At 41.6% G+C, this 26,828-nt stretch carries 28 protein-coding genes; 12 read left to right on the top strand and 16 right to left on the bottom strand.

Translation table 11 applies throughout. From position 1 onward, the window contains the following. From NLF99_RS15390 to NLF99_RS15375, 4 genes are all read right to left on the bottom strand, one after another. Window positions 1-2,469 (bottom strand): TraG family conjugative transposon ATPase, encoded by a 2,469-nt coding sequence (locus NLF99_RS15390; protein ID WP_254529367.1) that lies wholly within the window; start codon window positions 2,467-2,469, stop codon window positions 1-3. Window positions 2,470-2,513: 44 nt separating this feature from the next. Further along, window positions 2,514-2,843, bottom strand: a complete 330-nt coding sequence (locus tag NLF99_RS15385; protein ID WP_254529365.1) for a DUF4133 domain-containing protein — start codon at window positions 2,841-2,843, stop codon at window positions 2,514-2,516. A 4-nt stretch (window positions 2,844-2,847) separates the two neighbouring features. Next, window positions 2,848-3,180, bottom strand: coding sequence for a DUF4134 domain-containing protein (locus tag NLF99_RS15380; RefSeq protein WP_254529362.1), 333 nt, complete (start codon window positions 3,178-3,180; stop codon window positions 2,848-2,850). A gap of 124 nt (window positions 3,181-3,304) precedes the next feature. Next, window positions 3,305-3,745 (bottom strand): hypothetical protein, encoded by a 441-nt coding sequence (locus tag NLF99_RS15375; protein ID WP_254529358.1) that lies wholly within the window; start codon window positions 3,743-3,745, stop codon window positions 3,305-3,307. A 349-nt stretch (window positions 3,746-4,094) separates the two neighbouring features. On the opposite strand from NLF99_RS15375, the gene NLF99_RS15370 reads away from it, so the two are divergent. Continuing rightward, entirely contained in the window at window positions 4,095-4,565 is a 471-nt protein-coding gene (locus tag NLF99_RS15370; protein WP_254529355.1) for a RadC family protein, read from the top strand. Window positions 4,566-4,909: 344 nt separating this feature from the next. Here the strand turns inward: NLF99_RS15370 and NLF99_RS15365 are convergent, their stop codons facing one another. Together NLF99_RS15365 and NLF99_RS15360 are read right to left on the bottom strand one after the other, a co-directional pair. After that, window positions 4,910-6,031 (bottom strand): hypothetical protein, encoded by a 1,122-nt coding sequence (locus NLF99_RS15365; RefSeq protein WP_254529353.1) that lies wholly within the window; start codon window positions 6,029-6,031, stop codon window positions 4,910-4,912. 51 nt (window positions 6,032-6,082) lie between these two features. After that, window positions 6,083-7,081 carry a helix-turn-helix transcriptional regulator gene (locus NLF99_RS15360; RefSeq protein WP_254529351.1) on the bottom strand — a complete coding sequence of 333 codons (999 nt, stop codon included), beginning with the start codon at window positions 7,079-7,081 and terminating at the stop codon, window positions 6,083-6,085. Window positions 7,082-7,269: 188 nt separating this feature from the next. On the opposite strand from NLF99_RS15360, the gene NLF99_RS15355 reads away from it, so the two are divergent. The 4 genes from NLF99_RS15355 (at window position 7,270) to NLF99_RS15340 (ending at window position 10,577) form a co-directional block, all read left to right on the top strand. After that, window positions 7,270-8,211 carry an AvrD family protein gene (locus NLF99_RS15355; RefSeq protein ID WP_254529349.1) on the top strand — a complete coding sequence of 314 codons (942 nt, stop codon included), beginning with the start codon at window positions 7,270-7,272 and terminating at the stop codon, window positions 8,209-8,211. Further along, window positions 8,177-8,920, top strand: a complete 744-nt coding sequence (locus NLF99_RS15350) for an ATP-binding protein (RefSeq protein ID WP_254534397.1) — start codon at window positions 8,177-8,179, stop codon at window positions 8,918-8,920. Before NLF99_RS15355 ends, NLF99_RS15350 begins: the two co-directional genes overlap by 35 nt. Window positions 8,921-8,972: 52 nt before the next feature. Then, on the top strand, window positions 8,973-9,977 hold the full coding sequence (locus tag NLF99_RS15345; protein ID WP_254529347.1) for a helix-turn-helix transcriptional regulator: 1,005 nt from the start codon (window positions 8,973-8,975) through the stop codon (window positions 9,975-9,977). A 267-nt stretch (window positions 9,978-10,244) separates the two neighbouring features. Next, on the top strand, window positions 10,245-10,577 hold the full coding sequence (locus NLF99_RS15340) for a hypothetical protein (RefSeq protein WP_254529346.1): 333 nt from the start codon (window positions 10,245-10,247) through the stop codon (window positions 10,575-10,577). Between the two features lie 57 nt (window positions 10,578-10,634). Here the strand turns inward: NLF99_RS15340 and NLF99_RS15335 are convergent, their stop codons facing one another. The 3 genes from NLF99_RS15335 to NLF99_RS15325 are packed head-to-tail and all read right to left on the bottom strand — an operon-like array spanning window position 10,635 to window position 15,858. Next, the gene (locus tag NLF99_RS15335; protein WP_254529344.1) at window positions 10,635-12,011 is read right to left on the bottom strand and encodes a RagB/SusD family nutrient uptake outer membrane protein; all 1,377 of its coding nucleotides are present in this window, start codon (window positions 12,009-12,011) and stop codon (window positions 10,635-10,637) included. Continuing rightward, window positions 12,008-15,196: a SusC/RagA family TonB-linked outer membrane protein gene (locus tag NLF99_RS15330; RefSeq protein WP_254529343.1), complete on the bottom strand. Its 3,189-nt coding sequence runs from the start codon at window positions 15,194-15,196 to the stop codon at window positions 12,008-12,010. Before NLF99_RS15330 ends, NLF99_RS15335 begins: the two co-directional genes overlap by 4 nt. Continuing rightward, the gene (locus NLF99_RS15325; RefSeq protein ID WP_254529341.1) at window positions 15,193-15,858 is read right to left on the bottom strand and encodes a TlpA disulfide reductase family protein; all 666 of its coding nucleotides are present in this window, start codon (window positions 15,856-15,858) and stop codon (window positions 15,193-15,195) included. Before NLF99_RS15325 ends, NLF99_RS15330 begins: the two co-directional genes overlap by 4 nt. Before the next feature lie 475 nt (window positions 15,859-16,333). Between NLF99_RS15325 and NLF99_RS19840 the strand changes: the two genes are divergently transcribed. Next, window positions 16,334-16,561 (top strand): helix-turn-helix domain-containing protein, encoded by a 228-nt coding sequence (locus tag NLF99_RS19840; RefSeq protein WP_368041476.1) that lies wholly within the window; start codon window positions 16,334-16,336, stop codon window positions 16,559-16,561. Window positions 16,562-16,691: 130 nt separating this feature from the next. On the opposite strand, the gene NLF99_RS19835 is transcribed toward NLF99_RS19840, so the two are convergent. Continuing rightward, window positions 16,692-16,958, bottom strand: coding sequence for a 3'-5' exonuclease (locus tag NLF99_RS19835; RefSeq protein ID WP_368041475.1), 267 nt, complete (start codon window positions 16,956-16,958; stop codon window positions 16,692-16,694). Between the two features lie 317 nt (window positions 16,959-17,275). Between NLF99_RS19835 and NLF99_RS15320 the strand changes: the two genes are divergently transcribed. Continuing rightward, window positions 17,276-17,779, top strand: coding sequence for an RNA polymerase sigma factor (locus tag NLF99_RS15320; protein ID WP_254529340.1), 504 nt, complete (start codon window positions 17,276-17,278; stop codon window positions 17,777-17,779). Window positions 17,780-18,454: 675 nt separating this feature from the next. On the opposite strand, the gene NLF99_RS15315 is transcribed toward NLF99_RS15320, so the two are convergent. Beyond that, window positions 18,455-18,685 carry a hypothetical protein gene (locus tag NLF99_RS15315; RefSeq protein WP_254529339.1) on the bottom strand — a complete coding sequence of 77 codons (231 nt, stop codon included), beginning with the start codon at window positions 18,683-18,685 and terminating at the stop codon, window positions 18,455-18,457. Window positions 18,686-19,118: 433 nt separating this feature from the next. Between NLF99_RS15315 and NLF99_RS15310 the strand changes: the two genes are divergently transcribed. The 4 genes from NLF99_RS15310 (at window position 19,119) to NLF99_RS15295 (ending at window position 22,152) form a co-directional block, all read left to right on the top strand. After that, the gene (locus NLF99_RS15310) at window positions 19,119-19,622 is read left to right on the top strand and encodes an RNA polymerase sigma factor (RefSeq protein WP_254529338.1); all 504 of its coding nucleotides are present in this window, start codon (window positions 19,119-19,121) and stop codon (window positions 19,620-19,622) included. Window positions 19,623-20,110: 488 nt separating this feature from the next. After that, the gene (locus tag NLF99_RS15305; RefSeq protein WP_254529336.1) at window positions 20,111-20,653 is read left to right on the top strand and encodes a ferritin-like domain-containing protein; all 543 of its coding nucleotides are present in this window, start codon (window positions 20,111-20,113) and stop codon (window positions 20,651-20,653) included. A gap of 201 nt (window positions 20,654-20,854) precedes the next feature. Then, on the top strand, window positions 20,855-21,034 hold the full coding sequence (locus tag NLF99_RS15300; protein ID WP_254529333.1) for a hypothetical protein: 180 nt from the start codon (window positions 20,855-20,857) through the stop codon (window positions 21,032-21,034). Window positions 21,035-21,144: 110 nt separating this feature from the next. Further along, window positions 21,145-22,152 carry a DNA topoisomerase IB gene (locus NLF99_RS15295; protein WP_254529330.1) on the top strand — a complete coding sequence of 336 codons (1,008 nt, stop codon included), beginning with the start codon at window positions 21,145-21,147 and terminating at the stop codon, window positions 22,150-22,152. Window positions 22,153-22,225: 73 nt separating this feature from the next. On the opposite strand, the gene NLF99_RS15290 is transcribed toward NLF99_RS15295, so the two are convergent. After that, the gene (locus NLF99_RS15290) at window positions 22,226-22,504 is read right to left on the bottom strand and encodes a hypothetical protein (RefSeq protein ID WP_214648473.1); all 279 of its coding nucleotides are present in this window, start codon (window positions 22,502-22,504) and stop codon (window positions 22,226-22,228) included. Between the two features lie 286 nt (window positions 22,505-22,790). Between NLF99_RS15290 and NLF99_RS19745 the strand changes: the two genes are divergently transcribed. After that, the gene (locus NLF99_RS19745; RefSeq protein WP_302328338.1) at window positions 22,791-22,925 is read left to right on the top strand and encodes a hypothetical protein; all 135 of its coding nucleotides are present in this window, start codon (window positions 22,791-22,793) and stop codon (window positions 22,923-22,925) included. Window positions 22,926-23,097: 172 nt separating this feature from the next. On the opposite strand, the gene NLF99_RS15285 is transcribed toward NLF99_RS19745, so the two are convergent. The 4 genes from NLF99_RS15285 to NLF99_RS15270 form a co-directional block, all read right to left on the bottom strand. Then, window positions 23,098-23,691 carry a DUF892 family protein gene (locus NLF99_RS15285; RefSeq protein WP_254529328.1) on the bottom strand — a complete coding sequence of 198 codons (594 nt, stop codon included), beginning with the start codon at window positions 23,689-23,691 and terminating at the stop codon, window positions 23,098-23,100. A gap of 52 nt (window positions 23,692-23,743) precedes the next feature. After that, window positions 23,744-24,436, bottom strand: coding sequence for a hypothetical protein (locus NLF99_RS15280; RefSeq protein WP_254529325.1), 693 nt, complete (start codon window positions 24,434-24,436; stop codon window positions 23,744-23,746). Window positions 24,437-24,667: 231 nt separating this feature from the next. Further along, window positions 24,668-25,027 carry a hypothetical protein gene (locus NLF99_RS15275; RefSeq protein ID WP_254529323.1) on the bottom strand — a complete coding sequence of 120 codons (360 nt, stop codon included), beginning with the start codon at window positions 25,025-25,027 and terminating at the stop codon, window positions 24,668-24,670. A gap of 67 nt (window positions 25,028-25,094) precedes the next feature. Beyond that, entirely contained in the window at window positions 25,095-26,393 is a 1,299-nt protein-coding gene (locus NLF99_RS15270; RefSeq protein WP_254529320.1) for an FAD/NAD(P)-binding protein, read from the bottom strand. Between the last annotated feature and the right edge of the window lie 435 nt (window positions 26,394-26,828).

Below are 26,828 nucleotides of genomic sequence, written 5' to 3'. Positions count from 1 at the left end.
TTACTGGATGTTATCTTTAACCATAGCCTTTACAGCACTTTGAACATCCCCATGCTGAGCATCCATGTAATTTCGCAGGCGAAATTTTTCGCGTTCCTCGGTCGTGTAGACCAGATACTCCTCCATCGACACTTCCGTACGGTAAACTTTGCTAATGACACCTGCAAGGCTAATAAAGACTTCCTTATATTTCAGATTAGGATCATTCGCTCGGTTCAGTGAGAGCACTTGCGCCTTTTCTTTTTCGGTCAGACCAAGGAGTTCTTGGATCTGATCAAATCTGTTTTGATATTTACTTTGGTCGAGCAAAATCTTGCAATCGCTATTGTTGATGATGGCTTGCTTGACCACAGGCGAAGAGATGATGTCATCGACTTCCTGGGTAACCACGACCGCCTCACCGAAATACTTTCTGACCGTCTTGAAAAGGTATTTGATATATTCAGCAAAACCTTCCTTCATCAGGGCTTTCCACGCTTCTTCGATCAGGATCATCTTACGCACACCTTTCATTTTTCGAAGCTTGCTGATGAAAACTTCCATGATGATGATGGTAACAACGGGAAATAGAATCGGGTGGTCTTTAATGTTGTCCAGCTCAAAGACTATAAACCTTTCGTGGAGCATATCCAACTTGTCTTGGCCATTGAGAAGGTAGTCAAATTCACCTCCTGCATAGTAAGGACGCAGCACATAGAGAAAATTATCGATATCGAAATCCTGCCTCTTCACCCGATCCCTAGCCACCGTTTGACGAAAAGTGTCATGGAGGTACTCATAGAAACTGTCGAAACAGGGGAAAATTCCGTCCTTTAGGGCAAGATATTCATAGAAACCGCTGATGGCGTTGGATAAGGCAACATATTCTGAACGGCGAAAAGCTTCGTCATCTTTTTTCCATAGCGCGAGCAGCAGTGTCTTAATACTTTCTTTTTTTTCGGTATCCAGCTGGTCCCCCTGTCCTAGGTAAAAAGGATTGAACCGGATTGGATTGTCTTCGGTATAGGTAAAGTAATAGCCTCCAACCAGCTCGCAAAGTCCTTGGTAGGAATGTCCAACGTCCACCAAAACCACATGGCAGCCTTGTTCAAAATAAGTTCGGACCATGTGGTTGGTAAAGAAGGATTTTCCACTTCCTGAAGGTCCCAAAATAAATTTATTCCGATTCGTACAGATCCCCATTTCCATAGGTTCATCACTGATGTCAACATGGAGTGGCTTTCCGCTAAGTCTGTCTCCAAGTCGGATACCAATAGGACTAATCGAACTTCGATAGCCTGTTTCCAGATTCAAAAAACAGCTGGCTTGGTTGGTAAAGGTATCGAAGCATTCGTTCATAGGAAAAGAACCTGCGTTTCCAGGTATCCCTGCCCAGAAAATTTGAGCTGCTCCTACCGTTTCTTCTTTGATCCGGCAGTCCATGCTCGCTAGGGAGGATGAAAGCAGTTGCTTTGCTTTTTTAAGTTGTTGTTCCTCTTCTGACCAGATCAGGATATTAAAATGCGCTTTGACAGCTTGATGCTGCAGCGCAAAAGCTTCGTTTAAAAAAGCATTGGTCGCATCCCTAGCAATAAGGTTCTGCCGACTGTAAGCTGCAAGGGATTGTAGACGCAAACGCTTTCCTTCCATTTTTTTTAAGGTCTGCTCGGCATCTTCCAAAAAGATATACTGGTTATACAGGTGATTGCAGGGAAGCAGTTGTCCCAAATGCGAAGCAAAACCCACGCTGAACTTGCTCCTGTCTGTGCTGTATTTATCGTAGTTCATGCGGCTTGCGCACAGCGATGGAAGGGATTCCGCATCACCGAGGGTATAACAGCCTACCTCTTTTCCGCCAATTCGAATGTCATTGCTTAGATCAATGTCACGTAGCAAGAGTGGATCGTTGCCTGACGAAAGTGTACAGTACCGTTCCAGCAGTCCTGCCTGGTTCAATGTACTCTCTAGCTCGTCATGCCTCATATCTCGAATTCGGCAAAGTCCACTTTCTTGAAGGATGTTCACGAATTGCTGGCAACATTCCCGAAAACGTTCCGCATAGTCATCCTCCAAAATATTTCGTGGAACAAGATTAGGCTTGATCAGGTTCGAAAAAAGCGAATTGACAATTCGTTTAGGTTCGACACATTTGCTGAGTAGCAAAAAGCATCGATGGTCAAGAAATGGACGTTCATGGAAATGTCGGTCTGAAGATTGGCTCATAAAACTGTTAGGATCGGGTCGAAATTCTGCTCGAAAGACACTTTCTAGAAACCAATCCTGCTTATGCAGGATGCTGTGCTTTGGTAGCAGCCGCAAAGCACGCACCCAAGCTTGATGAAAACCCTCAAAATCCTGTTCGCTTGAGGTAAATATTTCAGGAAGCACCAGTTCATAGGCCAACGTCAGATCGCCCATTTTACTTACCAATGCATTTCCTTCAATTTCCAATATTGGAAACAACGCTTCCATCGACCTCTCCTTTGCCATATCTGTATCTTATATTTTAAGGACTTACTTAAGTGATTTGATTATTATCTTTTAAATCTCGCTTCCAAACGAAAGACCGATCTATTTCTGCTCCTTATAGCTATAGGTAACTGTGACTTGGTAATTTTTTTCATCAGGCCATACTGTCCATACTTCCGACTAAAGCGAAATATTTGGATAAAAAGAATGCATCCCAAGGTTATAATGATTGCCAAGCATAGCATACTTGGGACTCCCAGATAATAAAGCCCCGCAAACAGGAACAGCAACAGGAGTATTCCGATAGCCAGATACCAGATGTACTGCGCTTTGAGTCCTTTGAACTCTAGGGGTTGATTGATGCCCTTATTGATCGGGAAAACTGCACTTGCCATTTTCCTATACGTTGAAAAACGATTTGATTACCGTTGCTACCAACACTAAAAACACACAGCTTCCAAACCATGCCGCCGCGACCTTACCTGTATCAGGATCTCCATTGTTCCATTTCTGGAATACCTTGACCGCTCCTATAAGTCCTAGTATTGCCCCTACGGCATACATCAACTTGGTGCCGGAATCAAAATAGCTCCTTACCTTCTCATTGGCTTCATTGATGCCCGCCAGGCCATCTTGGGCAAAAGCAATTTCATGAACCTGCAAGCAGGCAATAAAAATCAATTTGCACAATTGCTGCTTCCACCTCCTTGGATTCCCTTCAATTTTCTTCATCACTATGTGGGTTAAGTTTTACTTTTTTTGGTAAGCGGAATGTCCCGGTCAACAGGCAACCATTCTCCCTATTCTCCAATTGCCCCAACGCTGCTGGTGCTGTGAGGGGACATCCGCTATATTTTTATGCGATCGATTTCCAGATCCGATCCATCTGTTTTTGGCTAAGCTCCCCTTGCATATCCTTGGATTCCTGAAGAATCATTTCCTCGATGGAAGGCCTTAATTCCACTTGACATAATAAGGGATATTGCATAAGCAGGCCTAAGATGTTTATATGGAGATCTTCTGCACTACCCTCGATTCGCGATTGCTTAAAGATCGTTCTGAGTTTTTGGCAGAACCGGTCCAATTCCATTTCCACCTGAAAAGCTTTGTCTTGATCCTCTTGGCTATCTTCAGCTCGTTCATTCCTAGTATTTTGAAAAGGTGTAAATTGCTGAGTTGAACCTTCGAAAAAACTCAAAAACCTCCTGCGGTAAAAAATGACCAGCAAAATCAAATAATAGAGCATGGTCGATGCCATGGCCAGCAAGATAAAGTGATTCCAGTTCAGTTCTTTCATGACGCTTTACGTATTGGTTATCATTCTAATAAACAGACACCTGTCCGTTCCTAAGATCAAAGTAAGCGGTTGATGCCTTGGCAAAAAAGAACAACTTTCTTCTTGTTCCTCTGCTGTTCCCTGTTCCCGTCCCAAATTGTTTCCAGAGCGACCATTTTATCATTTACTCCCTGGAAAGAATTCTGCCATGAAGTCCGGACTTCGGGTCGGTGGCGGAACAAAAAATTCCGGCATAAACGCTGTCCCAGCCAACTTCCCTTCCTTTATTCCGTTGCTTTTTGCCCTTGCTTCCATTCATCCGCACCAGATGCCATAATTCATTCCATTCGTAAACTTAAAATTGAAAACTATGGAAATTCAACAAAATCAACAGGAATGGCAACAGGTTGCCGAAGTACGCATATCTTACCAAAACCCACTTCGACCTTCCCAAAGACCAAAGCTCACATCTTCCAAAGAGGTTTATTCCCTACTGCTCACCTGCTGGAATGCAGAAAGGATAGAGTATGCAGAAGAATTTAAGATTCTATTGCTCAATACGGGAAATAGGGTGCTAGGAATCTATCAAGTTTCCGCAGGTGGTATTGATGCCACCCCAGTGGATGCCAAAGTGATATTTACCGCAGCCCTCAAGGCGAATGCCTCAGCTTTGATCCTGGTGCACAACCACCCCTCGGGAAACCTGGTTCCCAGTGACCCTGATATCCTGCTCACAAAGAAGATCGACCAAGCAGCACGGTTGCTGGACATCCGCGTACTTGACCATCTGATCATAACACCAGATGGTTATTATTCTTTCAAGGATTCCGGAAGGCTATAATTACAGACTTCCTCCTCCTTATTGAGGCTTATAGGATAGGGTTCCATAAGCCTTTTTTTATGGAATTTGAAAATTCACAACTTACAAGCAAACCCGCTGTGCATGGATAAATAAGGCTAGCTTTCAACTTAATGATAGTTCAGTTGAGGGGTTTATGTTGATTCCACCAGTTTGAAAGTTATGTTCTTTGATCCGCTCATTACTTCCCTTCTTCAGCAAGTTTAGGAATAGGAACCGATCTTTAGGTAGAACAGAGAACATTCAAAAGGAAAAATCGTTTGATTCGGTCCTTAAACGAGATGAAGTTAGTAAATAAGTAAGTAAGTAAGGGATAATTGCAGATTTCAATAGCTTTGGATCTTTTCGATCATCTTCTCCAGAAGGCCAACAGCAACCTGTCGGTCCCTATCTTCTGGAGAGTACGCTTTGCTGCGGACCGCTCCATAGGAAAGATTTACCTTGCGGTCGGTACTTAGGAATGGGATGATCTGCCGAAAGACCGCGTTCATGGATTTGGCTCCGACCAATCGGCTTTCATCCATAGCACGCAGGATGAGCGCAAGCTGGTCAGCAGAAAGGTTGCAGGTAATTTTCTCCATACCACTTTGCTTGGCCTTGACTCCATCCTGAAATGGAGGTCGAACCCCTTTTTTGTCTTCAGAGGACAAATACCTTTCGATAAACTGTTCCAACAACCCTATCATTCGGTTTTTTCTGACACCGTTCAACCTTGAGGTTTTCTTTAGTGTCAGAAGGTATTTCCCGAATGATTCCGTAAAGGAAATCTGCTCACTGGCGTCCGATTTTTCGATTCCCCTTTTAACCCTTTCGAGTAAACTGCTCATGTACAGCCCATCCCGATAATCCAACAGGATTAGGTTCGCATCGACCCAGGTTAACGGAGGGTGATGGAAACTCTGAGGGACATGCTGCTTAAATCTATCCATAAAGACTCTCAGTTTTTTCAATACGCCATAGCTAGGATTCTGTTCCAACCGTTCTCTGAGGACCTTTTTGAGCAAATCGATAGTATCTCCTACATTGGTTGGAAGGGGCACCTGAGCGGGGTCAAAAGACTCGTCAAGCTCCCTTTGGAATGCCTTTACCATCCGTTTGCTCAAGGGATCATTTCCGTTCAAATGCTGGGAAAACCGTTCATCGATTTCCCCTAAAAATGTCTCCAATAGATTGACACATTCGAAAGGCCTGCCTTGTAAACCATCAGGTTCAATTTCCTTTGAAAGGTTCTTCAACATATAAAGGATTGTATTCCGTACTTTCCTGAATTCCCTTTCAAATTGGTATTCCTTTTTTCGTAAGAAGTACATTCGTTGGATTGATATTGCGGTTTGGGTCAGTAGTTCTGATAGAGATGTATCCACAAGTAAACCACCATTCGCACACATTGAAGCGGAATCGTACCACCCAACCAGTGCCATCAATTTTTCCGTTAAATCCTTTCCCATAATCACCGAACTGCATGAAAAATTTTTTCCAATCGACAATCATCCCTATGCTCAGGCCTGAGGAAGGTTCATTCGACCGGCCAGGCCATCAATACAGCCATCCAAATGGTTGAAGAAATGGATCCGCTCCTTTTCCGAAAGTTTGCTCAGGCAGCTGGACTTATTCAATACACCACGGATCCAATCAATGGTTTCGGTAACGTACCTCATGTCCAAAGTAGCGATGCTATTGATGGTATAGAGCTTGACCGATACGGACTGCTGGCCATCAAATCGGCACAGCATCTGGCTTATGCCCAGGTTCACGGGCGATAGGTAGAGGTCAAAGTGCACACCCTCGTGTTTTTCCTGCCTTTTGGTCCATCTTTTTAGATTCGTTATGAGATGGCCGAGCTGCTCCAGTAGCAGGCCAATGCTATCCTGATTTCGAAAGCTACCGATGTCATAATGGTATTCCAGGAGTTCCAGGATTGGCCCGATCGTACCCCTTGACCAGATTTCCCTGGATGGGATCCTGCAGTAGGTTTCATGTAGGTTTTTAAACACCGGTTCCAGGTGCTGCTTTTTGAGTTCATAAACAAAATCCTCATAACTGACCCCAAGGTTCAGCACGGCTTGGTTCCAGGAGTAGAGCTTAAAATAGGTTAGCTCGGCAAATTCCATAAAATGGAAGATTGGGACGTCGTCGGCACAGAAGATAATCTCCTTTTGCTCGCAAGAAACCATGTGCTGAAGTTGGAGAAGCAGCTGGTGGATATATTGGCTATAGTTATAGCTATCCTGATGGTTGAGGCTCGTGTGCTTAAATACTACATTGTGCCGGTCACTAAGCAGATAACTGTCCAGCGAAATGCCATAATGGCAGCAGAGCTTCCCTAGTTCACTGGCAGTGAGCTGCACATCACCACGCTCCCTGCGGTAAACCGCATCCCTGCCCAGGTGCAGCAGTTCGGAAATTTCCTTCGACCAGGAGGCCGGATTGGAAATCCTTGACCGAATTTCCTCAAATAACAATTTTTGAATATCCATAACTGGAAAATTTAGGTTCAAAAACTAGACGAATTCGCAAAATATAAATTAATAATTAATATCACAATCTTTTTGCTGCATTGGTTAACAATTATATGAATCAGTTAAATAGTTGCAGAAACAGCGGATGTCACAGGACTTCTTACGGCATTCGCCAAAATTATCATTGTTACCTGCCCTACTTTTAGCTAAAAGCAATACAGCTAACCATGAAACAACCAATTGATAGCTTAGACAGCATATTGGGTCCTTCCCAGACCCGTTATTTTTCCTTTGGATTCAGCAGGTTCCAAGTTCAGGTTTCCAATTTCAGCCTGGGTGGACAAAAACAGATCCGAGGATCATTTTCCGTTCATTATGATGGTCCGCAAAGGCCAAACCAACAGGCACTACACTTGGGAAGTATGGAATATGTTGCCATGGGATTATTTTTGGCAGAGGGCATACTCATCAAGCAGAAACGGCTGACCAGGCATGAAATTAACCGTTCCATCCTGCGGAACCTTACGCTCCAAATAAAAAAATCAATGGACATCACAAGCGGGATGACCGTTCCGTTTGAAATATCCATTGCTGAATCCCATCAGGATCTCAATTCGATTAACATTGGCTTGACAAGCCTGGAAGTAAAGATCCAGAATGCCCAGATGCGTATCGTTATCGACCATCCCGGCCCAACCCAGATCGATTTTCGGGATTTTGATCTCTGGCCTTTTGGAGAAGGTTCCCTCCACCGAGACCTCTACAGGCAGCGCAACCTCGAATTGGACCAAATCCACATGGACCTACAGACTGAATCCATTTCTGCCCAATTATCAGGACCGTTACCATATCCTTCGGATGTTTGGGGATTCAGTGCCTATGACAATCCCCTTAGCCCTTTGGACAGCGTTCGGATATCGGGACAGCTGATGCAGGTGCTGCTGTATTCCCTTCTGTCTAAAGATCGGATGGATTGTCCCAATATTTGGCTACGGAGCATGGAAATCGACTTTAAGCGACCCTACCGATCCGATTGTTACCGCGTTGATCTGCAGTTCGCCCACCGCCAGCAGACCATGCTGCGCGGGAAAGCTTGGCAGACCGTTTCGCTCATGAGCCAGATGGGCAACATGGATGCAAAATTTAAGATTTGCCATGAGATGCCCTGAACATAAGCCCCGGATCGTGATCAGCGGAACCTACTGCACGGGAAAGACCAGCCTCTCGCTCGCCCTTTCCCTGGCTACCGGGATTCCAACGACCCATGCCCCAACCATGCGTGAGATCCTGCCCGGGTTATTTCCGGGCACCTCGCTCAAGGACTGTTCCTATGCACAGTTGCTTCGTTTGGGGATGGAACGCTTTGAGCGGCGCGTGCATGCCGAAGCCAGTTTGTCCACAGGCTTCATCAGCGACGGCTGTCCACTTCAGGAATGGCTCTATGGCAGCACCAGGCTGATCACCGGTGCTTACCCCGAGGAGAATAGTTGGACCATGCTGTGGAAGAAAATCAAGAATTATCGCCAACATCAAGATTTTGAGCTGTTGCTGGCCGGTTTTGAAAAGATGGCCAAGACCTATGCAAAGAAGAGGTATGACATCTTCTTTCATCTGCCAGTCGAATTTCCGTTTGTGGAGGATGGACATCGCCCTACATCGGAGCGTTTCCGAAAGGTTTCCGAGGAAAGGCTGTTGGCATGCTACAATGAGTTACAATTAGAAACTATTCCTTTAACTGGAGATTTGCCCGAACGCCTTGGAAAGGCTTTGGATCATTTAAATGTGCAGCCAAAAATTCCGATTTCCCAAGCAGTCTCCATTGCTAACGATATAAAATTGAAAAAATTTGATCAGGTTCAATTGGAACGTAGAGTTTAGCCGAAATTAAGATGACCACTGCATAAAGCTCTTCAAAGAGAAATTTAGTATCATGAAAAATAGCATTGCTTTTGAATTACGATTAACTGATCAAGAATCGATTGAGATCCAATCAAATCAATTTGCCCAACAATCCATTTTAACATTTCTACCAAGCCCCTATATCGTTAAAAGGAGCGATGGCCTGGAGGTAGCGACAGCAAGCTTCTCCAAAAATCTGCTCTTAGTCGAACACCACCTTCTACGTGGGTCGGCTTCCCATCAATCCATAACCATTATTGCCAAAAGGCATACCTATGTCCTCATTATCTGTTTACAGGGGCAGGTAGCCTATTCTTCAAAAAAGGATGCGGCATCCAATTTAAAACTTTTAGAGAGGGAGGCTATTTTCCTTTTTGCCAGGAAAGGAACTTATCTTGCTTTGCCCTTAAGATTTCCTGCAGAAGTTTTAACCATCAGTATACATCCCAAAATATTGCCTTTCATCTCTCCCAATCAGTTCCGCTCTACCGAATTCATGTTTCAACAGAAAAGTTTTCTTTTGACTTACCTGGATCCTGTCGGATTCAAGACATCATTTTTGAATAAATTAAAAGGTTTGATAGGATCCTATACCCAGAGGACAGAGCTAAATGTCGATTTGATAAAACACGTTTCTGAAATTCTGCTCATATATTTTAAGCAATTGGATACACAGACCAGGCCCAGCTTTTACCGATCAATTGTTGAAGGTACCAATCAAATGATCCATGAAGATTTGCAGAAAAACGAAAGACCAAACCTGAACGACTTGGCAAAGAGGAATAGGATCAGTGTTTCCAGTCTGGAACTGGGGTTCAAGGAAATTACCGGCAAAACTGTTCGTAGGCATATAAAATCAGCCCTCCTTCACAGAATTTCAGAAATTCTGGTCCAGACCGACATTCCCCTGCTAGAGCTGTCAATCCTGTTTGGGTATGCAGATACAAATACCTTGAACAGGATCTTCAAGAGGACTTTTGGAATCACGATGGGATCCTACAGAAAACAGTATGGAGAATCTTCCTTTTCTAAATAAATCATATTTGGATTATTCCACAAAAAGGTCTACCTGTCATAAGGCTTATACACATAATTTTAGGTTCCGAAACTAAAATTAGATCTATGAAATTTCCAAAATATTTCCCTAAAAAGTCCGCTACCTTCACGATAATGGCCATTCCATGGTTCCAGGAACCAGAATGGCCTTGAAGATTAAACAAATCCATTAAAGTTAAATTCATGAATCATGAAAACCCTAAATTTAAAATCCCTTCCAACTGCCTCCCTGCTGATTGTTGGCTCAATGGCAGTGTCAATGTTTCTCAACTCCTTTGCTACAGAAAAGATTCAGGACTTGGATAAACAAATACCGGCTACCTGGTATTTCCATGGAAATTCGACCGATTCCAGGCTCGATTCAACCAAATATTCCTTGAGCCCCGATCCCAACAAACCCTGCGAAGGTCAGCAACAGGAAGTATGTACCATATCCGCACCAGCTAATACAGCGGGATATCCTGATATGAGCGCAATCGCCACGGGTTCCTCCAAAGTAAAAGATCGCATCAACGATGCCTTTGCAAGTACACCCTCAACTAACGAAACAGTAACTGCTTTGAGAGAGAAGGTAGATTAAAGTAAGAAGGTGAATTAAACCTTAATCAAGGCAGGCTTAGGCCTGCCTTCTTTTATTTTATCGCTTGGTCTGCACCATCCCACTCTTTTCAATGACCTGAGGAGGGATATAATAACAATACCTTGGATCCTCAGGCAACAATATGGTTTCCATAGGTTTGTCATCCTCAACAGGAAAGCTCCTTCGAATGGTTTTAGCAAACCTTGGATCCCGGTTTAACCGTCGTAGGTCCGTCCAGCGGATACCCCGAAAAGGCAGTTCCTTCCTTCTTTCGTCCAAAACAATCCGAAGTGCTTCCAGTTCGTTGCTGGCTGTGCGTGGAACAAAAGTAATCCTGTCGTACCGATTGGCAAGCAGGCTGTTGAGCATCTCCATGCCTTCACCAACCTTTCCTGTTCGAATATGGCATTCAGCTGCAATCAACATCATTTCATCAACTGCTATGCCCGCAAAGTAGCTCGCAGCAGATCCGTTATAAAACCCCTTAAACCGAAATCTATCAGGTGTTCTGGCAACAAAAAATGCCGTCTTACGTAGATCATCATCGCTATACATACTCAATAGATCCTGTGTGATCGTCAACCTCGACGATGCCATCAAGGAACCAGATGCACTGCTTTTACCATGGTAAATGACCTCTTGATTCAAGGGCATAAAGGGATAGGCTGCAGAAAGGTCCATCGAATTGTAGTCCAACAATTTTGAATTTCGTTGCAGGGACTGGTGTGCGTTTTTAAGTGCATTCTCGTAATCACCGATTGACAACTGTACCCTGGCCAAGAGCGCATATGCCGATGATTTATTGGGCCTAGTTTTATAGTTTACCTCTTCCGGGAGCAATTGGATCGACTTGTTCAGGTCATCAATGATCTGCCCATATCCCTCTTTCACAGTTGCTCTGACCGACGGTTCATTGACATTTGAACTGAGGCGGAGTGGAATTCCGTAGGGGCTGTCCTGGTCTCCCACCAGATATGGTGGAGAATAGACCTGCAACAGTTGGAAGAACCGATAGCTACGTATAAAAAGCGCATCGCCTTCCAATCGCTTCCTCAAGGATGGTTCCCCACCTTTCACCCTTTCCAGGGATTCAAGTGCAACATTGGCATATAGAATGGTTTCATAGGGAAATAACCAGTTTTCACCTGCCCCACCGTCCTCCGAAAATGGTTCTTCGTCCCATCGGTATAACTCTTGATAATAGGCCGAACGGGTGCTGTAACTGGAGAAATCAATCTCAAAATCATCCGTCCCCGATTCGATATTTCCAAGGTAATTTCCATTTACCCTGGATTCATAGTTCAATAGGGCGTTGATATCCTCCAAGCTTTCGGGGTGACTGTAGGAGGTTTCTGGCTTCAGGGCCAAGAAATCCTTACAGGATACCATGGTTATACAAAGCCCCAATAATGCAATTATTTTAGTTTTCATCATTTCCTAGGTTTTAGGTTCAATCCAATTGAATAGGTTCGCGGTGCCGGCATGTACAAATTCTCTGGATCCAATCCTGTGCTATTCTCCCTCCATAGCAATCCCACATTTCCCATATAGATGCTGACCGAAGCATCCAACGTCCTTCCCAATGGGATTGGAATGTTGAGGTTGATATCCTGGATTCGGATGAATCCACCTGGCTCCACATTTCTCTGGGAATACATATAAAAGAAGTCCCGATTTGAGTTCAATGGAATTTTTAAAGCCGGCACATCGGTTTTAGCTTCATCCCCCGGTTTCCGCCATCGATATTGTGCATCAGTATGGCCAGTCCATCCATTGACTAAGCTAGAATAGTTCACTGTATTTCTGGAAAAGTAATTCCCCCCCTTAAAGATGATATTGACATTCAGCGTGATTCCTCTATAGGAAAATGTATTCCGGAGGGAACCATGGAACCTCGGAATCCCCGATCCAAAATATTTCAGGTTCTGAAGGGAATCTGCGTTCAACTTGACGTAATCTTTGGAGGGTGCACCGTTCAACATGCCGACCGGGTCCCCTTCAGTGTCCAAACCAGAACTCCGCAACCCAAAAATTGGATACAGTCCCCACTCCTCGGTCGGGTAAAGGCTCAGGCCTCTCGCCGTAAGATAATCCCTGGATTCCCTATTCCCTCCAAAGTAGTCCGTCACCCTATCCTTTACCATGGAGAAATAGGCTTGTGTGTTCCATGAAAATCTCCGCTGGATGTTGAGGGTATTTATGCTCACATCGATGCCCTCGCCTTTCATATTGGCAACGTTTTTCATCATGATGTTCATGCCCAAAGTGGGCTCCAAAAGATCCTGCGCAAGGATATCAGTCGATTTTTTATTGAAATATTCCAGGCTTCCCCAAATTCTTCGATTAAAAAGGCTATAGTCCAAGCCCAGGTTCATCATGCGCACGTCCTCCCATTTCAGATCAACATAAGGAAGGCTGTACAAATATGCCTGACGCTCCGGGTTCAGGGTATAATTATTGATTTCAAGGATTACAGGCAGTGAGGTGCCCAACCCCCCAGAGTTTCCACTATGCCCCCAAGTAGACCTTAACTTCAACTGATTGATAAACGGTACATTTTCCATGAACTTTTCTCGATGGACATTCCACGCTATTCCAGATGACCATAATGGGTTCCAGCGCCAATTCGTACCGATGCCAAAGGTGTTTGAAGCATCTTTTCTCATCGAGAAATTCAAAAAATATTTTTCCTTATAGCCGTAAGCTGCATTTCCGAAGAATGATGCCATCCGGGTATTCTTCGATGATAGTTCTCCGAACCTTGGAATAGTTGTATTTCCCAAGATACCTTGAAAGGTACTGTAGGTCCTCAGGTAATCCACAAACTGATGGGTTTTCATCGATTCATCATACCCATAATACCGATAGGAATCTGACTCGCGGGGTTGATCGGAAACCTCTCCTCCGATCAGTGATGTAAATCGATGGTGCCTAAAAAAAGGCAGGTCAATATCTGCCTGGATTCTCCCACGCCTTTCGACCTGTGCTGATCTCCCTTCATCAAATATACCACCTTCGGGAATAGGTGTAAAAACCTTTCCATCGACCATCGAGGAATATGTATTCTGAAGGTTACGAACGTAATAGGAATTCCTGCCATAATGGTCCTGGTCGCTCTCAGATTGGATCGTATGTGCATATTTACCGCTCAGGGTCAAAAATGGGAACAGCTTATAACTGATACCTAAGTTCGCCCGCACTTGCATCGTTTGATGGTTTCTAGTAGACTCCCATATATTTTCCAGTGGATTATATGACCAGTCATATGGAAGCTGGTCGCTGAACTTTTCTAAATATTCATTTGAAAATTGCCTTTCCATAGGTATTGGCCTCCCCTCCCCATTGACCAAGGACGCATAAGGATATAGCGTGCTTCTTTCACCCCCGGGACTTAACGGGTAGTTCAAGCCTTCCAGGCTCATCGTCGACTGCTGCCCATTCAATGCCAACAGGTAATCAATCGATATGGCTTTCCCCGGTTTATACAATCCGGACCATATCAGTCCTTCGCGCGCATATTTATTGGTCACTGTACCCTGAAGGTCGCGATCATAGGTCAGGGAAATTCGGTTGTTAAAATCTTGGGTACCCCCTGTTGCAGACATATTGTATTTCTGCATGAAGGTATGGCGATAATAATGTTCCAATAGATCCTTTCGATAGTCCTGTCCCTCGAAAGCTTCAGTTAATTCTGCTGATTCCATTTCGGAGATCTCCCCTTTCCTTACCTTGTCCAGCAATTCAACATATGGGCTCAGCATGGTTCGAGTCACAGAGGTTTCATTCAGCGATGCATCGTAGATTCCCTGATCAAACAACTCCTTTTCGATTTCCATGAAAGCCTTTGAATCCAAGGTCGGAATATCGAGCAGACTCGGTTTTCCCATCGTGACATAATTCAGTCCACCCTCCACCCGAACCTTTCCTTCTTTCGATTTTCTGGTGGTTATTACGATCACACCGTTACCAGCCCTGGATCCCCAGATCGATGCGGCAGCAGCATCCTTAAGGACTGAGATAGATTCAATATCCTGCGGGTTGATTGCATCGATGTCTCCGGCATAAGGAAAGTTGTCCACGATCAATAAAGGAGCGGTCATCGATTCAGTCAATGAATTGATACCACGGACATGAAATTTGTTATCTCCGCTTCGTTTATCGAACATCACCCCCGGCAGAAATCCCTCCATATTCTGAAAGATATTGCTGCTAGGGCGCTGAGCAATTTCCCTGCGGCGCATCTGCTCGAAGCTTCCCGTGGACCGCTCCCTTGAAATTTTCTGGTATCCCGTTTCGATAATATGGAGCTCTTCTATACCGATGGTCCTTCGGTTCATGGTGACCCGCAGATAGCTCTGATCGTCAGCCACATCGGCAAATACCGTGTCATAATTCTGATGGGTAAAAACAAGTTTGTCCATTGCTTTTAAGTGCATCGAAAAATTTCCTTCATAATCTGTCCGGTAGCTTTTTTGATTTACCGGGCTGAAAATATTCACTGCAGGGATTGGTGATCCATCTTCTTGGACAACTTTTCCTGAAATCGATATCTGTGCAAATAGCTGATTCCCATAACTGCATAGGATTGCAATCATAAAGATTAAGTTCCTTGCTTTCATAATCCCTTACCTTTATGGAATGGCATTGCTGCATCCTTGTTCAAAAAATTCCAGAACGTAATGGTCTGCACCATGCCTCCCGGCGTAATCCAAACATAGGTAGGAAAAGCTCGAACGGCAAATAGATTAGTCAATTCCTTATCCAGGATAATGCTCCGAAAACCATTAGGGAAATATTCTTGGCGAAACTTATCTTCAAATGCGGTGATATGGCTCAAACTGTCTTTCGTTCTTAGCGGATTGACCATGATTACTTCGAGATGCTCTGGAAATTTTTCTTTAAAATAGGAAATCGCTTTTTGGTGGAAAATGCAGTTTCCACAGCTCACGGACCAAAAGTCCAATATCAACACTTTTCCTTTAAATTCTTTAAGTGTGATTACCCGTGTTTTACCATCTTCATAGATCGTATGCTTTTGATTCCAAAAGTCGGTGGGTACTTTTTGTCCTACAATTACGGTACTTGGCGGGTTCCCAGAGCCAGCAACAGCCTCTGGATTCGGAGACTGCGCCAGAACTGATTTACTAAACAACAACAATTGGAATGCCAAGACCAAGGTAATGAATGTTCTTAGTGAACATATTTGAAAATTTAAAGCAGTAGGCTCTAATCGATAGATTTTTTTGGACAGTTCTCTCCTGCCCCAATAAAAATTCTTCATTTTTTAGGAATATTAATTTTTTGGGAATTAGAAAATCTATGAATAAGTGGAGATTAAGAAATTAGTATCAACACCAATTGGTAGATACATCAATCCAATCAAAAATCAAACGGGCGATTTGATAAGGTTTTTTAAGAATTGTTTTTTCATAACTCACTGTTTTAGTTTATAAAGTGAGTCTCAAATGAAAGGAACCTATAGTGTGGGTTACTGCCAACCGTACAGCAGGCTTCCGACGGCCAAACAGAGCGGAATTACAGCAGTAACCCAAGAACTATAGTGAATACCTAAGGTACACAAAATATTCTTGGGCATTACACTACCGTCTCGTCTGTTTGCAATTTGTCGGAATTTGCTGTCGAGACTCTTTTAGTCTAATGCACATACACCAAATAATGGTGTGATTATACAAATATAAATAAAAGGACATATATGTCCTAATAATTTTTAACTTATTTTTTGACATTAGTATTAAATGTCGGAAAAAATTAGAGATATAAATTTTTTAAAACAATTTGGGCTAAATATTAGGTCCATAAGAGAATCGAAAGAAATGTCTCAGGAGGAATTTGCTTCTTTTTGTAATATCGATACAAGACAGTTGGGGAGAATTGAGAGAGGTGAATCCAATTCAACAATTCTAACAATAAAGAATTTAGCAGATAAACTTAACCTTCCAATTAGCTATTTTTTTGACTTCTAGCAGAAATCAATCACAAAAATATTGATTTCTAGGATAACAAAATATTGATTAAAAGTAGGGTATGCCCAACTTCGGTTTACTGACTTCTAGAATCATTATTTTGATTTATTTACGCGTTTCCCTTTCTTTTTTATTTAAGATGGTTCACATCAAAAAGATGTTCAATTCTTTGCAGTTTTACAGGTGCCAAGGTGGGAACGGATATAAATAATCTTTCTCTCGCACGACTTACTGCTACGTAGAAAATTCTATGTTCCTCAGTAGCTAAGGATTGATTAACTAAAAAATCACAGTGTTCTTCTGTCCTCAGTACTACCAGAACATTATCGAATTCGTCACCTTTGGATTTATGAATTGTTTTACTCGGAGACCTTTCATCATCTATACGAAGACCCATTTGTAGCTAAACCACTACATGTATTAAATCAATAAACTATGTGTCTATTAAATTAAACAGTCCGCTATTTTGGAAATTCTTAAAAAAACACAATTTAGCTGTTAGTTGCATACCAGTAACTGTAAAATACTTTTTATCAGGGATAGATTGATGAGGATTTAATTGGCACGGGTATTGAATATTGTCGATTATACAACCTTAACATATAGATATAACCTATCCACACGCGGGGTGCACAGATAGACTATATCAAACATCTTCCTTTGCGCAAAGGGTTAATTAAATAGTAATATTTATTCACAAAAGCCCTATTAAAGATGAATTATACATTTATAAAAGAAGAGGTATTGGTGCATACACCAACACTTTTGCAATACGCCAATAAATTCATTCAGGATCATAATGATGCCGAAGACCTTCTTCAGAACACATTGATCAAGGTGCTGAAGTATCAGAAGAAATACGTTACTGGAACCAACCTATTGGGGTGGATCTATATTATTATGAGAAATACATTTATTAATGATTGCCGAAGAAGAGTTCATCAGCTCAAGTATATAAATGGGATTACGGATTCCAAGGATATTGAAAGTCGGATCAGTAGAGATAGAGCGGAAGGCAATTTAATGAGTGAAGAAATAAACACCGTCATGAAAACAATTCCTGAAATATACTATAATGCATTCATGATGTATTATGAAGGGTTCAAATATTATGAAATAGCTGAATATCTAGGGGTACCTGAAGGAACGGTAAAGACCCGAATTCATACGGCCAGGAGAATCCTCCAGAAAAAGCTACGTAACTATAGACATGATTAGGGAAAAACTATAAAAACAGAACCAGGGGTAATTAAATCAGGCCCTCTGGTTCTGTTGTTCTGTTATATGGTGCGGGTAATGGTAATCAAGCAAAGCTGACCCCGAAGCCATATTATTATTATTAATCGTTTTTATCGTTCTTAAATTCCCCCTAAAATTAAAGCCCCCAATGATAGTATCTTTACTTCTCGTGCAAAGGAGGGGACCTATGAATTCCATTAAGCAATTACATTCAATGTGCACATAGCTGACCCATGAAATTCTTGTTGATCAAAATATTTTAATTTATGATCCTCTGGTATATGTGATCAGGTATAGTGACCTTTCCATGGAGGAGTTTTTCTATCATCATGCTGCCAACAATCCTTTAAAAACTCAAAAGGAGAAATGGTTCATCGTCTGTTTCGTATTCTGCTTAAAGAAACCGAAGTAATTCCAAGATAAGATGCGACGTAATGCTGCGGAACACATTGGATAATATGGGGATATTCTTCGATCAACTCTCTGTAGCGCTGCTGAGGACGTTTTTAAGGTAGGAATAGAAAGTTTTTTGAGATTGTAAAAGTCGTTTGAATAGATGCTCCTGTATTTCTTCTTTGATTTCGGTGAAACTTTTTAACCCATCCAAAAAATCCTTTTGTGAAAGCGTCAGCAGAATGCAGGACTCTAGGCTTTCTATGCTATAGAGGCTCGGTAGATCAGCACGGAAGCTTTCAATGGACGAAACTTTATCGCCTTCAAAAAAAACTGGGTGGTAATATCCTTACCATCATTATTGACCCAGGTCCGCAAACATCCTTTCTTAACAAAGAACATATTTTTGGAGATTTCCCCTTCCTGTAAAAGAATGGTTTTGGCAGGAACTTCAAGCTGATTAAAGAGATTTTGGAGTTTATCACTTACCATTGTTAAGCTTCATTTATTATTGATAGATAATACAATATTACGTTTTTTTAATAGATCCAGTGTTTTGAGTCTCTAGGGTTAAAACGAATATTTTGTCTTGAATTACATAAAATATTTAAAAGATTTTTCAGAGAAATTTATTGGGTCTGAAGTATGAATTTTTATTCCTCCTGCAGATATAAGAGCATATCCTATTTTAATATTGATATGCTAGTGATTGTCTCAATCCCAATGGCGAGATTTCACCGTTCTATAAAAAAAACTGCCCAGAAATTTCTTTGGCACACTCATTGCAATTCCATGTACATACAACCATAAGATTTTTATTGGACCGGAGATTTAACGCGAGGTTTGTTTCTGGTCCAATTTCAATCTAAACCATCTTTGCGCAAAGGTGAATTAAAACCCGTTTTCTACTAAATCTCTTTTTAAAATGAACAATGATTTTATAAAAAATGAAGTGTTGGTTCATTCGGACACATTGCTTCACTATGCGAACAAGTTTACCAAGGACCAAGATGATGCGGAGGATCTCCTCCAAGATACCCTCATGAAGTTCATTCGATACCAAGAAAAATTTGAAAGAAGCACAAATATTTTGGGCTGGATGTATACAATCATGAAGAATATTTTCATTAATAGGTGCCGGAAAAATGGAGTGGAAAGGACTTACATATCAACAGTCTTCTCAGCCCTTGACCCCACAAAGCAGCAGAGCCAAAACAAAAGTATAGACAATTTTTTGGGTGAAGATATTGATTCTGTTCTAATGTCAATACATGAAAAGTATTATACACCGTTCATGATGTTCTTTGAAGGTTATAAGTACTACGAAATAGGTGAACACTTAGGGCTTCCGGAAGGTACCGTCAAAACTCGAATACACACAGCTAGAAAACTGTTGCAGGAAAAGCTTAAAAGCTATAAAGTTTCTTAACTTAATATAAAGTAAAGGTCCTAAAGTAAACTTAGGACCTTTTTCCGCTAAAAATGTTACGTATGTTTGGGGTGATTTTTTATTAAAAATAAAAAAAATTATTGATTGATCACTATACAAATTACTTTTGATTACTATAAAATCAGTTCACATTCGAGACTGTCAGACACACCTAATCAGATCTGACTACTCTACGCAATCCTCTTCTTTTTATCTCCTTCTCGTATTTAAAAAAAAATATGCCACCTATAGTGGGGATATAGGTGGCATGGGTTTTTTTGGACTATTAATTTACCTTTCCAATATAAACAGTTTAGAGGTAAATATGTTTGATGTTGTATAAAAATATCTCCTGCCCAAATTTATATCTCCAGAATAAAATCTTCATTACTTTTATCTAAACCCTACAGAAGCTTGGACAAATATCGACATTCAGAACAATTATGAGCTTAGTTTGTTTTTCCCCAATCAAACTTAACAATATTATCATGGCAACAACAACAAAATCTACTCTTAAGGAAACTAAAGTTAAAGCAAAGCAAAGCGCGGCTAAAGATTTAAATGATCTGTTTGAGGACGGCCTAAAGGATATTTATTGGGCTGAGAGGGAATTGGTAAAAGCATTACCTAAAATGGAAAAAAATGCTACGTCTCAAGAACTGAAAACAGCAATATCTTCTCATCTTGAAGAGACCAAGGAACATGTCAATAGACTTGAAGAAGTTTTTGAATCGATCGGAATTAAAGCGAAGGCAGAGAAATGTGATGCTATGGCCGGGCTATTAGAAGAAGCTAAAGGTATTATGGAAGAGACAGAATCTGGGGCTGTGCGGGATGCCGGAATAATCGCCGCTTCGCAAAAAGTAGAGCATTATGAGATTGCAACTTATGGCACGCTGGCGGCTTTCGCAAAATCGCTTGAACATAAGGATGCAGTAAAGTTGCTCTTGAAGACATTAAAAGAAGAAAAGTCGTGCGATGAAAAATTAACCGCCATTGCGGATACGAACTTAAATTCAAAAGCCGAGTAATATATATCTAGTAAAAAGGTATTTTTAAATGCCATCCTAGAAGGTTGGCATTTTAATTTAATATCCTATCTTACAGGCCTTGCGCGCAATTTTCATTAAACCAAAAAATGCCAAAGCAGAAAAGAAAATAAGCGCCTAGATCGATGTCCCCATTTATAACATTCTGAAATATCATTTTTAATCTTAAAATTATCAAGCGAATTGATTCCCGAACTGTTCTATGCAACATATCTGACGGAAAAAGAGAGAAAATACCCGCTGAAAGGTGGATCGACATTCACGAATCAAGCAATGAACCTTACACCTGAAAATACACCAGGAATGGGCAAAAATAAAAATAAAGCTGCACTTCACCCACTGGAAGGGAACAGGACGTACTAAATTAATGACGACAGCACAGCTCTAGCATAATTTAATCTTTAAATTATATATGCTAAAACAAAATACATTCGAAACAGATTAAGGGTATAGGAATAATTCAATGACAAGGTATGGAAGCAAAGAAACCTTTTAAATATGTAAACTGCAATTCAAAGGGCATCTCTAGGATACAAAACGGTGAGGTATTTGAATACTACGACCAAAAAAAAGTTAGGATTGTAGATCCATCGGTCCTATCTCGGATCCATTCCTTGGTAATTCCGCCAAATTGGACCAATGTATGGATATGCCCGAATAGAAATGGGCACATCCAGGCCACGGGCTTGGATATTAGGCTACGTAAGCAATATATCTACCATCCCCGCTGGACAGCTTTCCAGGACCAGGATAAGTTCAGCAGACTATATCACTTTGGAAAGAGCCTGCCAGTATTGAAAAAACAGTTGGAGAAGGATATCAAAAGGGACCTGTGTGACCAGAGATATGTCTGTGCTCTGGCAATCATGATCATCCAGCACACATCCATACGTCCAGGAAATACCATATATAGAAATTCCAATGGTTCCTTTGGTCTCACCACGCTCCAGAATAAACATGTTAAATTACAGCAAGGAAAGGTAATATTAAGATATAGGGGAAAAAAAGGTGTAAAGCAGGAGAAAGCAATTAGTAAGAAAAGGCTGTATGATAAGATTGAGAAGATATTGCAACTCTCGGGAAAACAGTTTCTCCAATACTTGGACGAACAGAATGTTAAAAGAGCCATAAAGCCTTGCCATCTGAACAGCTATCTTTCTGAAATATATGGTGGGAATGTTACCAGTAAAACCATAAGAACGTGGAACGCATGCTTTTTGGCTTTGGGTCATCTTTTGGAAACCTATCCCGGCAACACTAAGAACCGAAACAAAAGCTGCAGAGAACTTGTCAGTTCCGTCGCGCACATTTTGGGAAACACACCATCGGTGGCACGCAAAAACTACATCTGTCCCGTTATCTTAAAAAGGTTTGAAGAGGGCAGTCTTGACGGCTGGATGAGGAGGTATGCAAAAATTGCAAAGAAGGAGAAGGTTAAAATTGTCCAAAAAAAGCTCTTGATGCTATTGAAAGGGTGTTAGATAGATCATTATTGTTTTTATCCCGTATAAAATCTGAATAATTTGTTATAACTGAGTAAACTCACGGCACCGATCAAACATAGCTGAGACCATGTTTTAACCCGTGATCTAGAGCCTCTTCATACATGTTCCAATAAACTGTGGAGCTCAGGGGGGGATGGTGATAATATATTGATGAAGGTTCAAAGACCTGATAGGAAAACCTAAAGTCCCCCTCATCAACTTCTCGGAGTGTTACCAATACAATCACTCCCTTATTTCTCAACCAGCTTTGTATACTGGTCGGGTCAGGATATCCATCAAATCCTTTTTCTTTCGCATATTCAAGGATAGTCATATTATCGTTTACCATAGGATGGTGATCTAGGTTTAGTGTCTTACCACTAAAATAGATAAAGAACATTCTACGGTGAAAATTCTGAATGAAATTAAATGATTTGATTAAAAATTGTAGATAAGCAGCTATAACCTATTGATTTTAACCACTAGTTGAGGACAAGAAGCACAAAAATGATTAGATCTATTTCTCACGAAAATTATCAGTGATAAAATATTTTCAAGAAAATTCCTTAAAAAAATATAAAGTTGAACGGTCTTTGCAATAATATCTAAAAATAAATCAACTAATGGAACTATATATGGAAAATTTTAAAACAGCAGAAGAACTTGGTCTGGAAAAGGGATATTATCTATTATTGTTAGCCATTTTGGGAGAGAATGGCCAAGAACATGGTTATAAGGAAGATAGTGGAATTCAAAACAGTCCCAATTGAATACAGTTTTTTAGAATGCTGTTCTCGAATGGCAGAAAATAGGTGGCTCTTATTTCTGACCTGAGTGCAACAGCAAAATTTCAAAAATAGATAAAGAATAAAAAACGTCCATAAAAATGGACGTTTTTGAGATATTAGAGATTTTGGATATGTTTTAAAATTAGGTTTAATCCTATTTTTCAGCTTCTGGATTAATATGGTTCTCTACAATAAACGTGAGTTCCTGATCCGTTTCTTCTTCTTCTTCTTCGAGCGTTCTCTCTAAAAGATCCGCAATCTTTTCAAATCCCAGGGTGATTGCCAATTGGACAAGTCCTCCATAGGTAGCTATCTCATAATGCTCAACTTTCTGAGCAGCAATAATAAGTCCCACGTCCCTAGTGGCAGAGCCCTCAGGCGTATTCTTGATAATCTCCCGTGCCTCCTCTAAGATACCTTCTATTGCCTTACATTCCTTGGCTTCCGCCTTTTCTTCCAATATACCAAATATCTTGTTGAGCCTGCTGATGTGTTTCTTGGTCAACAGATGATGATCTTCAAAGGCATCCTTAAGTTCCTCTGCAGAAGCTGCACTTTCCATCTCTAGGAGAGCTTCAACCAATTTGTTTTCAGCATAAAGTATATCCTTTAGGGCTGAAAGGAAAAAGACATATAATTGGGGGCCTTTTTGAGCGGATTGGTCCGCTTTTTTATTAGTTCTGCTTATTTGATTGGTATCCTCGGTACCTTCAGTCTGCCCTTCTTTGAGCAATTCTTTTTTTGCCATAAGTATTTTTTTTTCAGCACCCTATGAAAGGGCACTGAAGTGATGATATAAATTAAGAATTCCTTCTGCCCCCAATTCCCGATCGGCCGGATGAGCGTCCTCCACCTTGGGATGCCTTGCCTCCCATGCGGGCGATACGGGTACGTTCAGCTTTGCTCATTGAGGCAAATCCGCGTTTGGAACCTGAACCCGAGCTGTTAGAGGAAGAACCCGAGCTGGATGAGGATTTCCTTGATCTCCCCCTGGAGCCTGAAGAACTTCTACCGGAGCTGTTTGATCCACCTCTACCTGAATTTCCTGATCTTCCCCTTCCTGAGCTATTTGAGCCACCCCCGGAATTATTCGATCCGCGTGCCGAGCTGGTAGATCCGCGGCGTGAACCATTTGAACTTCGTCCCGAAGTGCTACCTTTTCTGGAACCAGAGCTGGATGAAGTAAACCTTCCATCGCTATCGCGGCGTCGGTTTGATGATCTGCCGTCCGAAGAGTCCTCATCATCCTCATCATCCTGGTCATCTTCGTCATAATCATCCTCATCGTAGTCGTAGTCTTCATCCTCGTTATCGTAATCCTCGTCCTCATAGTCATCATATTCTTCTTCGTCGAACTCATCATCATAATCTTCATCATTTGATGCGTCGCGGAATCCATGACTGTACCCTAATTGGTAAATGTTTTCCAATGAATGTTCGTTATTGTCAGAGGATCCTCCTCTTGAGCGGCTGCTTGAATTATTTCTTTTCATGATAAATTACTTAAATGTTAAACTCTTTTGATACAGTGGTTTATAACAATAAAATAACGAAACACTCTCTAGAACCGGTTTCTTAAAATTCAACCCTTTAAAATATAAAAGGTTCACAATTAGTGTAAATTTTACAATAGGCTTTTAGACTTGATCTATTATCACTCTTTGATTTCCTGAAAGAGGGAGACGTCCCTTAACTCCGAAATGCATGGGTCAGCCCTATAATATTCAATCCATATCATTATTCCCCAACATATTGGCAATTCTCTCAGCCGCTGTATCGCAGAAATCCAGGCCAGAAAAATCTGGGTTTAACCCACTGATAAATGGCACTGCCATAATGAAGAGTGAGGGATTGACTGCCCCGAACGTGTCCAGTGCCTGAAAGTTATCATTTATGGCCAGTCCCGTCACTTTCATGAAATATTTGCCCATGTCATCTCTGTACACATTGGCTGCACCGTTTTCAACATGTTTTTTTGCATTTTCCTCATCCTTGAAAAATAGGAATCCGGAAGTGACCTTAACCCGTCTTAAGCCCGTCAAAGGGAAGGTCGTTGAAGTGCATGGGCCTCTGCCCAATGGCATCTACAAAAATCTCATAGTTTTCTTCAAATCTTTCCCCTTCGTCATCTACGAACGTTACTTTACATCCTTAACCTGTTGCATTGGGAACGAACTCGCTTTCCTCACCAACGGCGTAGTTACGAAGGAGATCCTGTTCATATAGAGCAATCATCTCATGGTAGGAAGCTTGGGGCAGGGACGCAATAACAATTGAAATGAGCGGCATAAGCACTTTTTTGTGCCGGACCATATCTTCGGCGCTGAGATGTTTTGCCGGGTAGTTGATGGCATAGCTAAAGGCAGACAGAGCTTCCTTCCAACTTATGGACTGCTGCCGCTTTATTGACTTTTCAGCTTCCCTGAATTCGGCCATAAATAGCTTTATGGCATCGATCTCTTCCCGGATTTGCAGCATTCTCTCGGTAAATTCTTCAATTCCCAAATCTTTCACCCTGGAGTAAAAATCGGGGTCCCTCTGACTGAGAGGGATCAAGAAGTTTCTCTCAAATACGTGGTCGAGATCCACGAAGCCCCCATTTTTCGCTTTATATTCATTGATTTCGTCCAAACCCATCGTCCACTCACTGGAAAATGCCTTATCCTCCGAATGGAACCTTAGGGCGGGAAGGAACCCTCTGGTGGAAAATAGGTCGATCCGAAAACCGCTGCTGTCTTCGTTCAATATGAAATCATAACCGCCTTCAGGTCTTTCCCTGAATTTTCCGTTTGCCCTGGCCAAAGTTTTTATGGCATCAACTGCCGTTAACGACGCCCCCCGGATCGCTACCGGGAAATCTGCATTCAAAGATATCTTTGAGGGCGGATAGGGAGAATCGTAACACGAATTGATCTTTCCTTCATTTTTAAGGGGCCATACATGGCCGGTGCACAGGATCACAACGTCCGCATGGGTGGCGCCCTGGGATGTCAGTATCCTGAATGGTTCTCCTCCATCGCCGGGAATAATGTCCTCCACACAGGTATCCAAACGTATATCTATGGTAATCCCCAAGGACCTAGCTATTCCGATATAGCTATGGAAGGAATGTTCCAGATAATCACCCAATAACCCCCTAGGGACTACTTCGTAGGGGTTTATTTTTTTTCCTTGACAGAAAGACGCATATTCCTCTGGCGGAAATCTTTGAACGTATGATTCAAAATCTTCTGCAAGTAAGGGAAGTTCATTTGCAGAAACATTGGCCAGGTGTTCCTTTCCTGCCCCCATTTTGCCGTAAGGCATACCCACCCCCAATCTATCGAACCTTTCGAAAATGGTAAGCTTTTGAAGGGTAATTTTGCGTTCAACAATGTGCTTGACCATAAAAAGTGCTGCTGGCCCGCCTCCGACAATCGCAATATTCTGCTGTATGTTATTTTTGTCCATGGAATTGTTATATATTAATTTGATAGTAGCCAAGTGCTAACATTATCGTCCCAGGGCTAGTGGGACTAAGCATAAACATAAACGTCATGGAAAAGTTAGATGTAAATGCATTTTTTAAATTACCAATCCTCTTTTAATATATCTGCTTTAAAAAACCCATAGTCCTGTTAAATATTTCGAAACCGGATTGTGATTTCTATATTTATATAGATGTTAGACCCAAGATGAACAATAACCAATGAACAAATCTTTTTTATATATATAAAAAAATACGTGGGGGACCGAAATATGCGAGATTTCATCCGGAGACTTAAGGAATACCTGTGGGAGGCGGGATATGAAATAGACCAGGAAGATAGAGGAATGAGATATTTTTTCTATTCCTATATCTTTTTAACGGTTCTTTTCATACTGATTATGATATATATCCTCCTT

The sequence above is a fragment of the Sphingobacterium sp. LZ11T8 genome (assembly GCF_024261425.1).
Lineage (GTDB): Bacteria > Bacteroidota > Bacteroidia > Sphingobacteriales > Sphingobacteriaceae > Sphingobacterium.
The sequence above is the reverse complement of the archived record's forward strand: the minus strand, read 5'-3'. Positions and strand labels throughout refer to the sequence as shown.

Bases quoted from the DNA above. Each gene is read 5' to 3' on its own strand.
- NLF99_RS15390 (WP_254529367.1), bottom strand. From the start codon at position 2,469: ATGGCAAAGGAGAGGTCGATGGAAGCGTTGTTTCCAATATTGGAAATT.
- NLF99_RS15385 (WP_254529365.1), bottom strand. From the start codon at position 2,843: ATGGCAAGTGCAGTTTTCCCGATCAATAAGGGCATCAATCAACCCCTA.
- NLF99_RS15380 (WP_254529362.1), bottom strand. From the start codon at position 3,180: ATGAAGAAAATTGAAGGGAATCCAAGGAGGTGGAAGCAGCAATTGTGC.
- NLF99_RS15375 (WP_254529358.1), bottom strand. From the start codon at position 3,745: ATGAAAGAACTGAACTGGAATCACTTTATCTTGCTGGCCATGGCATCG.
- NLF99_RS15370 (WP_254529355.1), top strand. From the start codon at position 4,095: ATGGAAATTCAACAAAATCAACAGGAATGGCAACAGGTTGCCGAAGTA.
- NLF99_RS15365 (WP_254529353.1), bottom strand. From the start codon at position 6,031: ATGGGAAAGGATTTAACGGAAAAATTGATGGCACTGGTTGGGTGGTAC.
- NLF99_RS15355 (WP_254529349.1), top strand. From the start codon at position 7,270: ATGAAACAACCAATTGATAGCTTAGACAGCATATTGGGTCCTTCCCAG.
- NLF99_RS15350 (WP_254534397.1), top strand. From the start codon at position 8,177: ATGCAAAATTTAAGATTTGCCATGAGATGCCCTGAACATAAGCCCCGG.
- NLF99_RS15345 (WP_254529347.1), top strand. From the start codon at position 8,973: ATGAAAAATAGCATTGCTTTTGAATTACGATTAACTGATCAAGAATCG.
- NLF99_RS15340 (WP_254529346.1), top strand. From the start codon at position 10,245: ATGGCAGTGTCAATGTTTCTCAACTCCTTTGCTACAGAAAAGATTCAG.
- NLF99_RS15335 (WP_254529344.1), bottom strand. From the start codon at position 12,011: ATGATGAAAACTAAAATAATTGCATTATTGGGGCTTTGTATAACCATG.
- NLF99_RS15330 (WP_254529343.1), bottom strand. From the start codon at position 15,196: ATGAAAGCAAGGAACTTAATCTTTATGATTGCAATCCTATGCAGTTAT.
- NLF99_RS15325 (WP_254529341.1), bottom strand. From the start codon at position 15,858: ATGAAGAATTTTTATTGGGGCAGGAGAGAACTGTCCAAAAAAATCTAT.
- NLF99_RS19840 (WP_368041476.1), top strand. From the start codon at position 16,334: ATGTCGGAAAAAATTAGAGATATAAATTTTTTAAAACAATTTGGGCTA.
- NLF99_RS19835 (WP_368041475.1), bottom strand. From the start codon at position 16,958: ATGGGTCTTCGTATAGATGATGAAAGGTCTCCGAGTAAAACAATTCAT.
- NLF99_RS15320 (WP_254529340.1), top strand. From the start codon at position 17,276: ATGAATTATACATTTATAAAAGAAGAGGTATTGGTGCATACACCAACA.
- NLF99_RS15315 (WP_254529339.1), bottom strand. From the start codon at position 18,685: ATGGTAAGTGATAAACTCCAAAATCTCTTTAATCAGCTTGAAGTTCCT.
- NLF99_RS15310 (WP_254529338.1), top strand. From the start codon at position 19,119: ATGAACAATGATTTTATAAAAAATGAAGTGTTGGTTCATTCGGACACA.
- NLF99_RS15305 (WP_254529336.1), top strand. From the start codon at position 20,111: ATGGCAACAACAACAAAATCTACTCTTAAGGAAACTAAAGTTAAAGCA.
- NLF99_RS15295 (WP_254529330.1), top strand. From the start codon at position 21,145: ATGGAAGCAAAGAAACCTTTTAAATATGTAAACTGCAATTCAAAGGGC.
- NLF99_RS15290 (WP_214648473.1), bottom strand. From the start codon at position 22,504: ATGGTAAACGATAATATGACTATCCTTGAATATGCGAAAGAAAAAGGA.
- NLF99_RS19745 (WP_302328338.1), top strand. From the start codon at position 22,791: ATGGAAAATTTTAAAACAGCAGAAGAACTTGGTCTGGAAAAGGGATAT.
- NLF99_RS15285 (WP_254529328.1), bottom strand. From the start codon at position 23,691: ATGGCAAAAAAAGAATTGCTCAAAGAAGGGCAGACTGAAGGTACCGAG.
- NLF99_RS15280 (WP_254529325.1), bottom strand. From the start codon at position 24,436: ATGAAAAGAAATAATTCAAGCAGCCGCTCAAGAGGAGGATCCTCTGAC.
- NLF99_RS15275 (WP_254529323.1), bottom strand. From the start codon at position 25,027: ATGCCATTGGGCAGAGGCCCATGCACTTCAACGACCTTCCCTTTGACG.
- NLF99_RS15270 (WP_254529320.1), bottom strand. From the start codon at position 26,393: ATGGACAAAAATAACATACAGCAGAATATTGCGATTGTCGGAGGCGGG.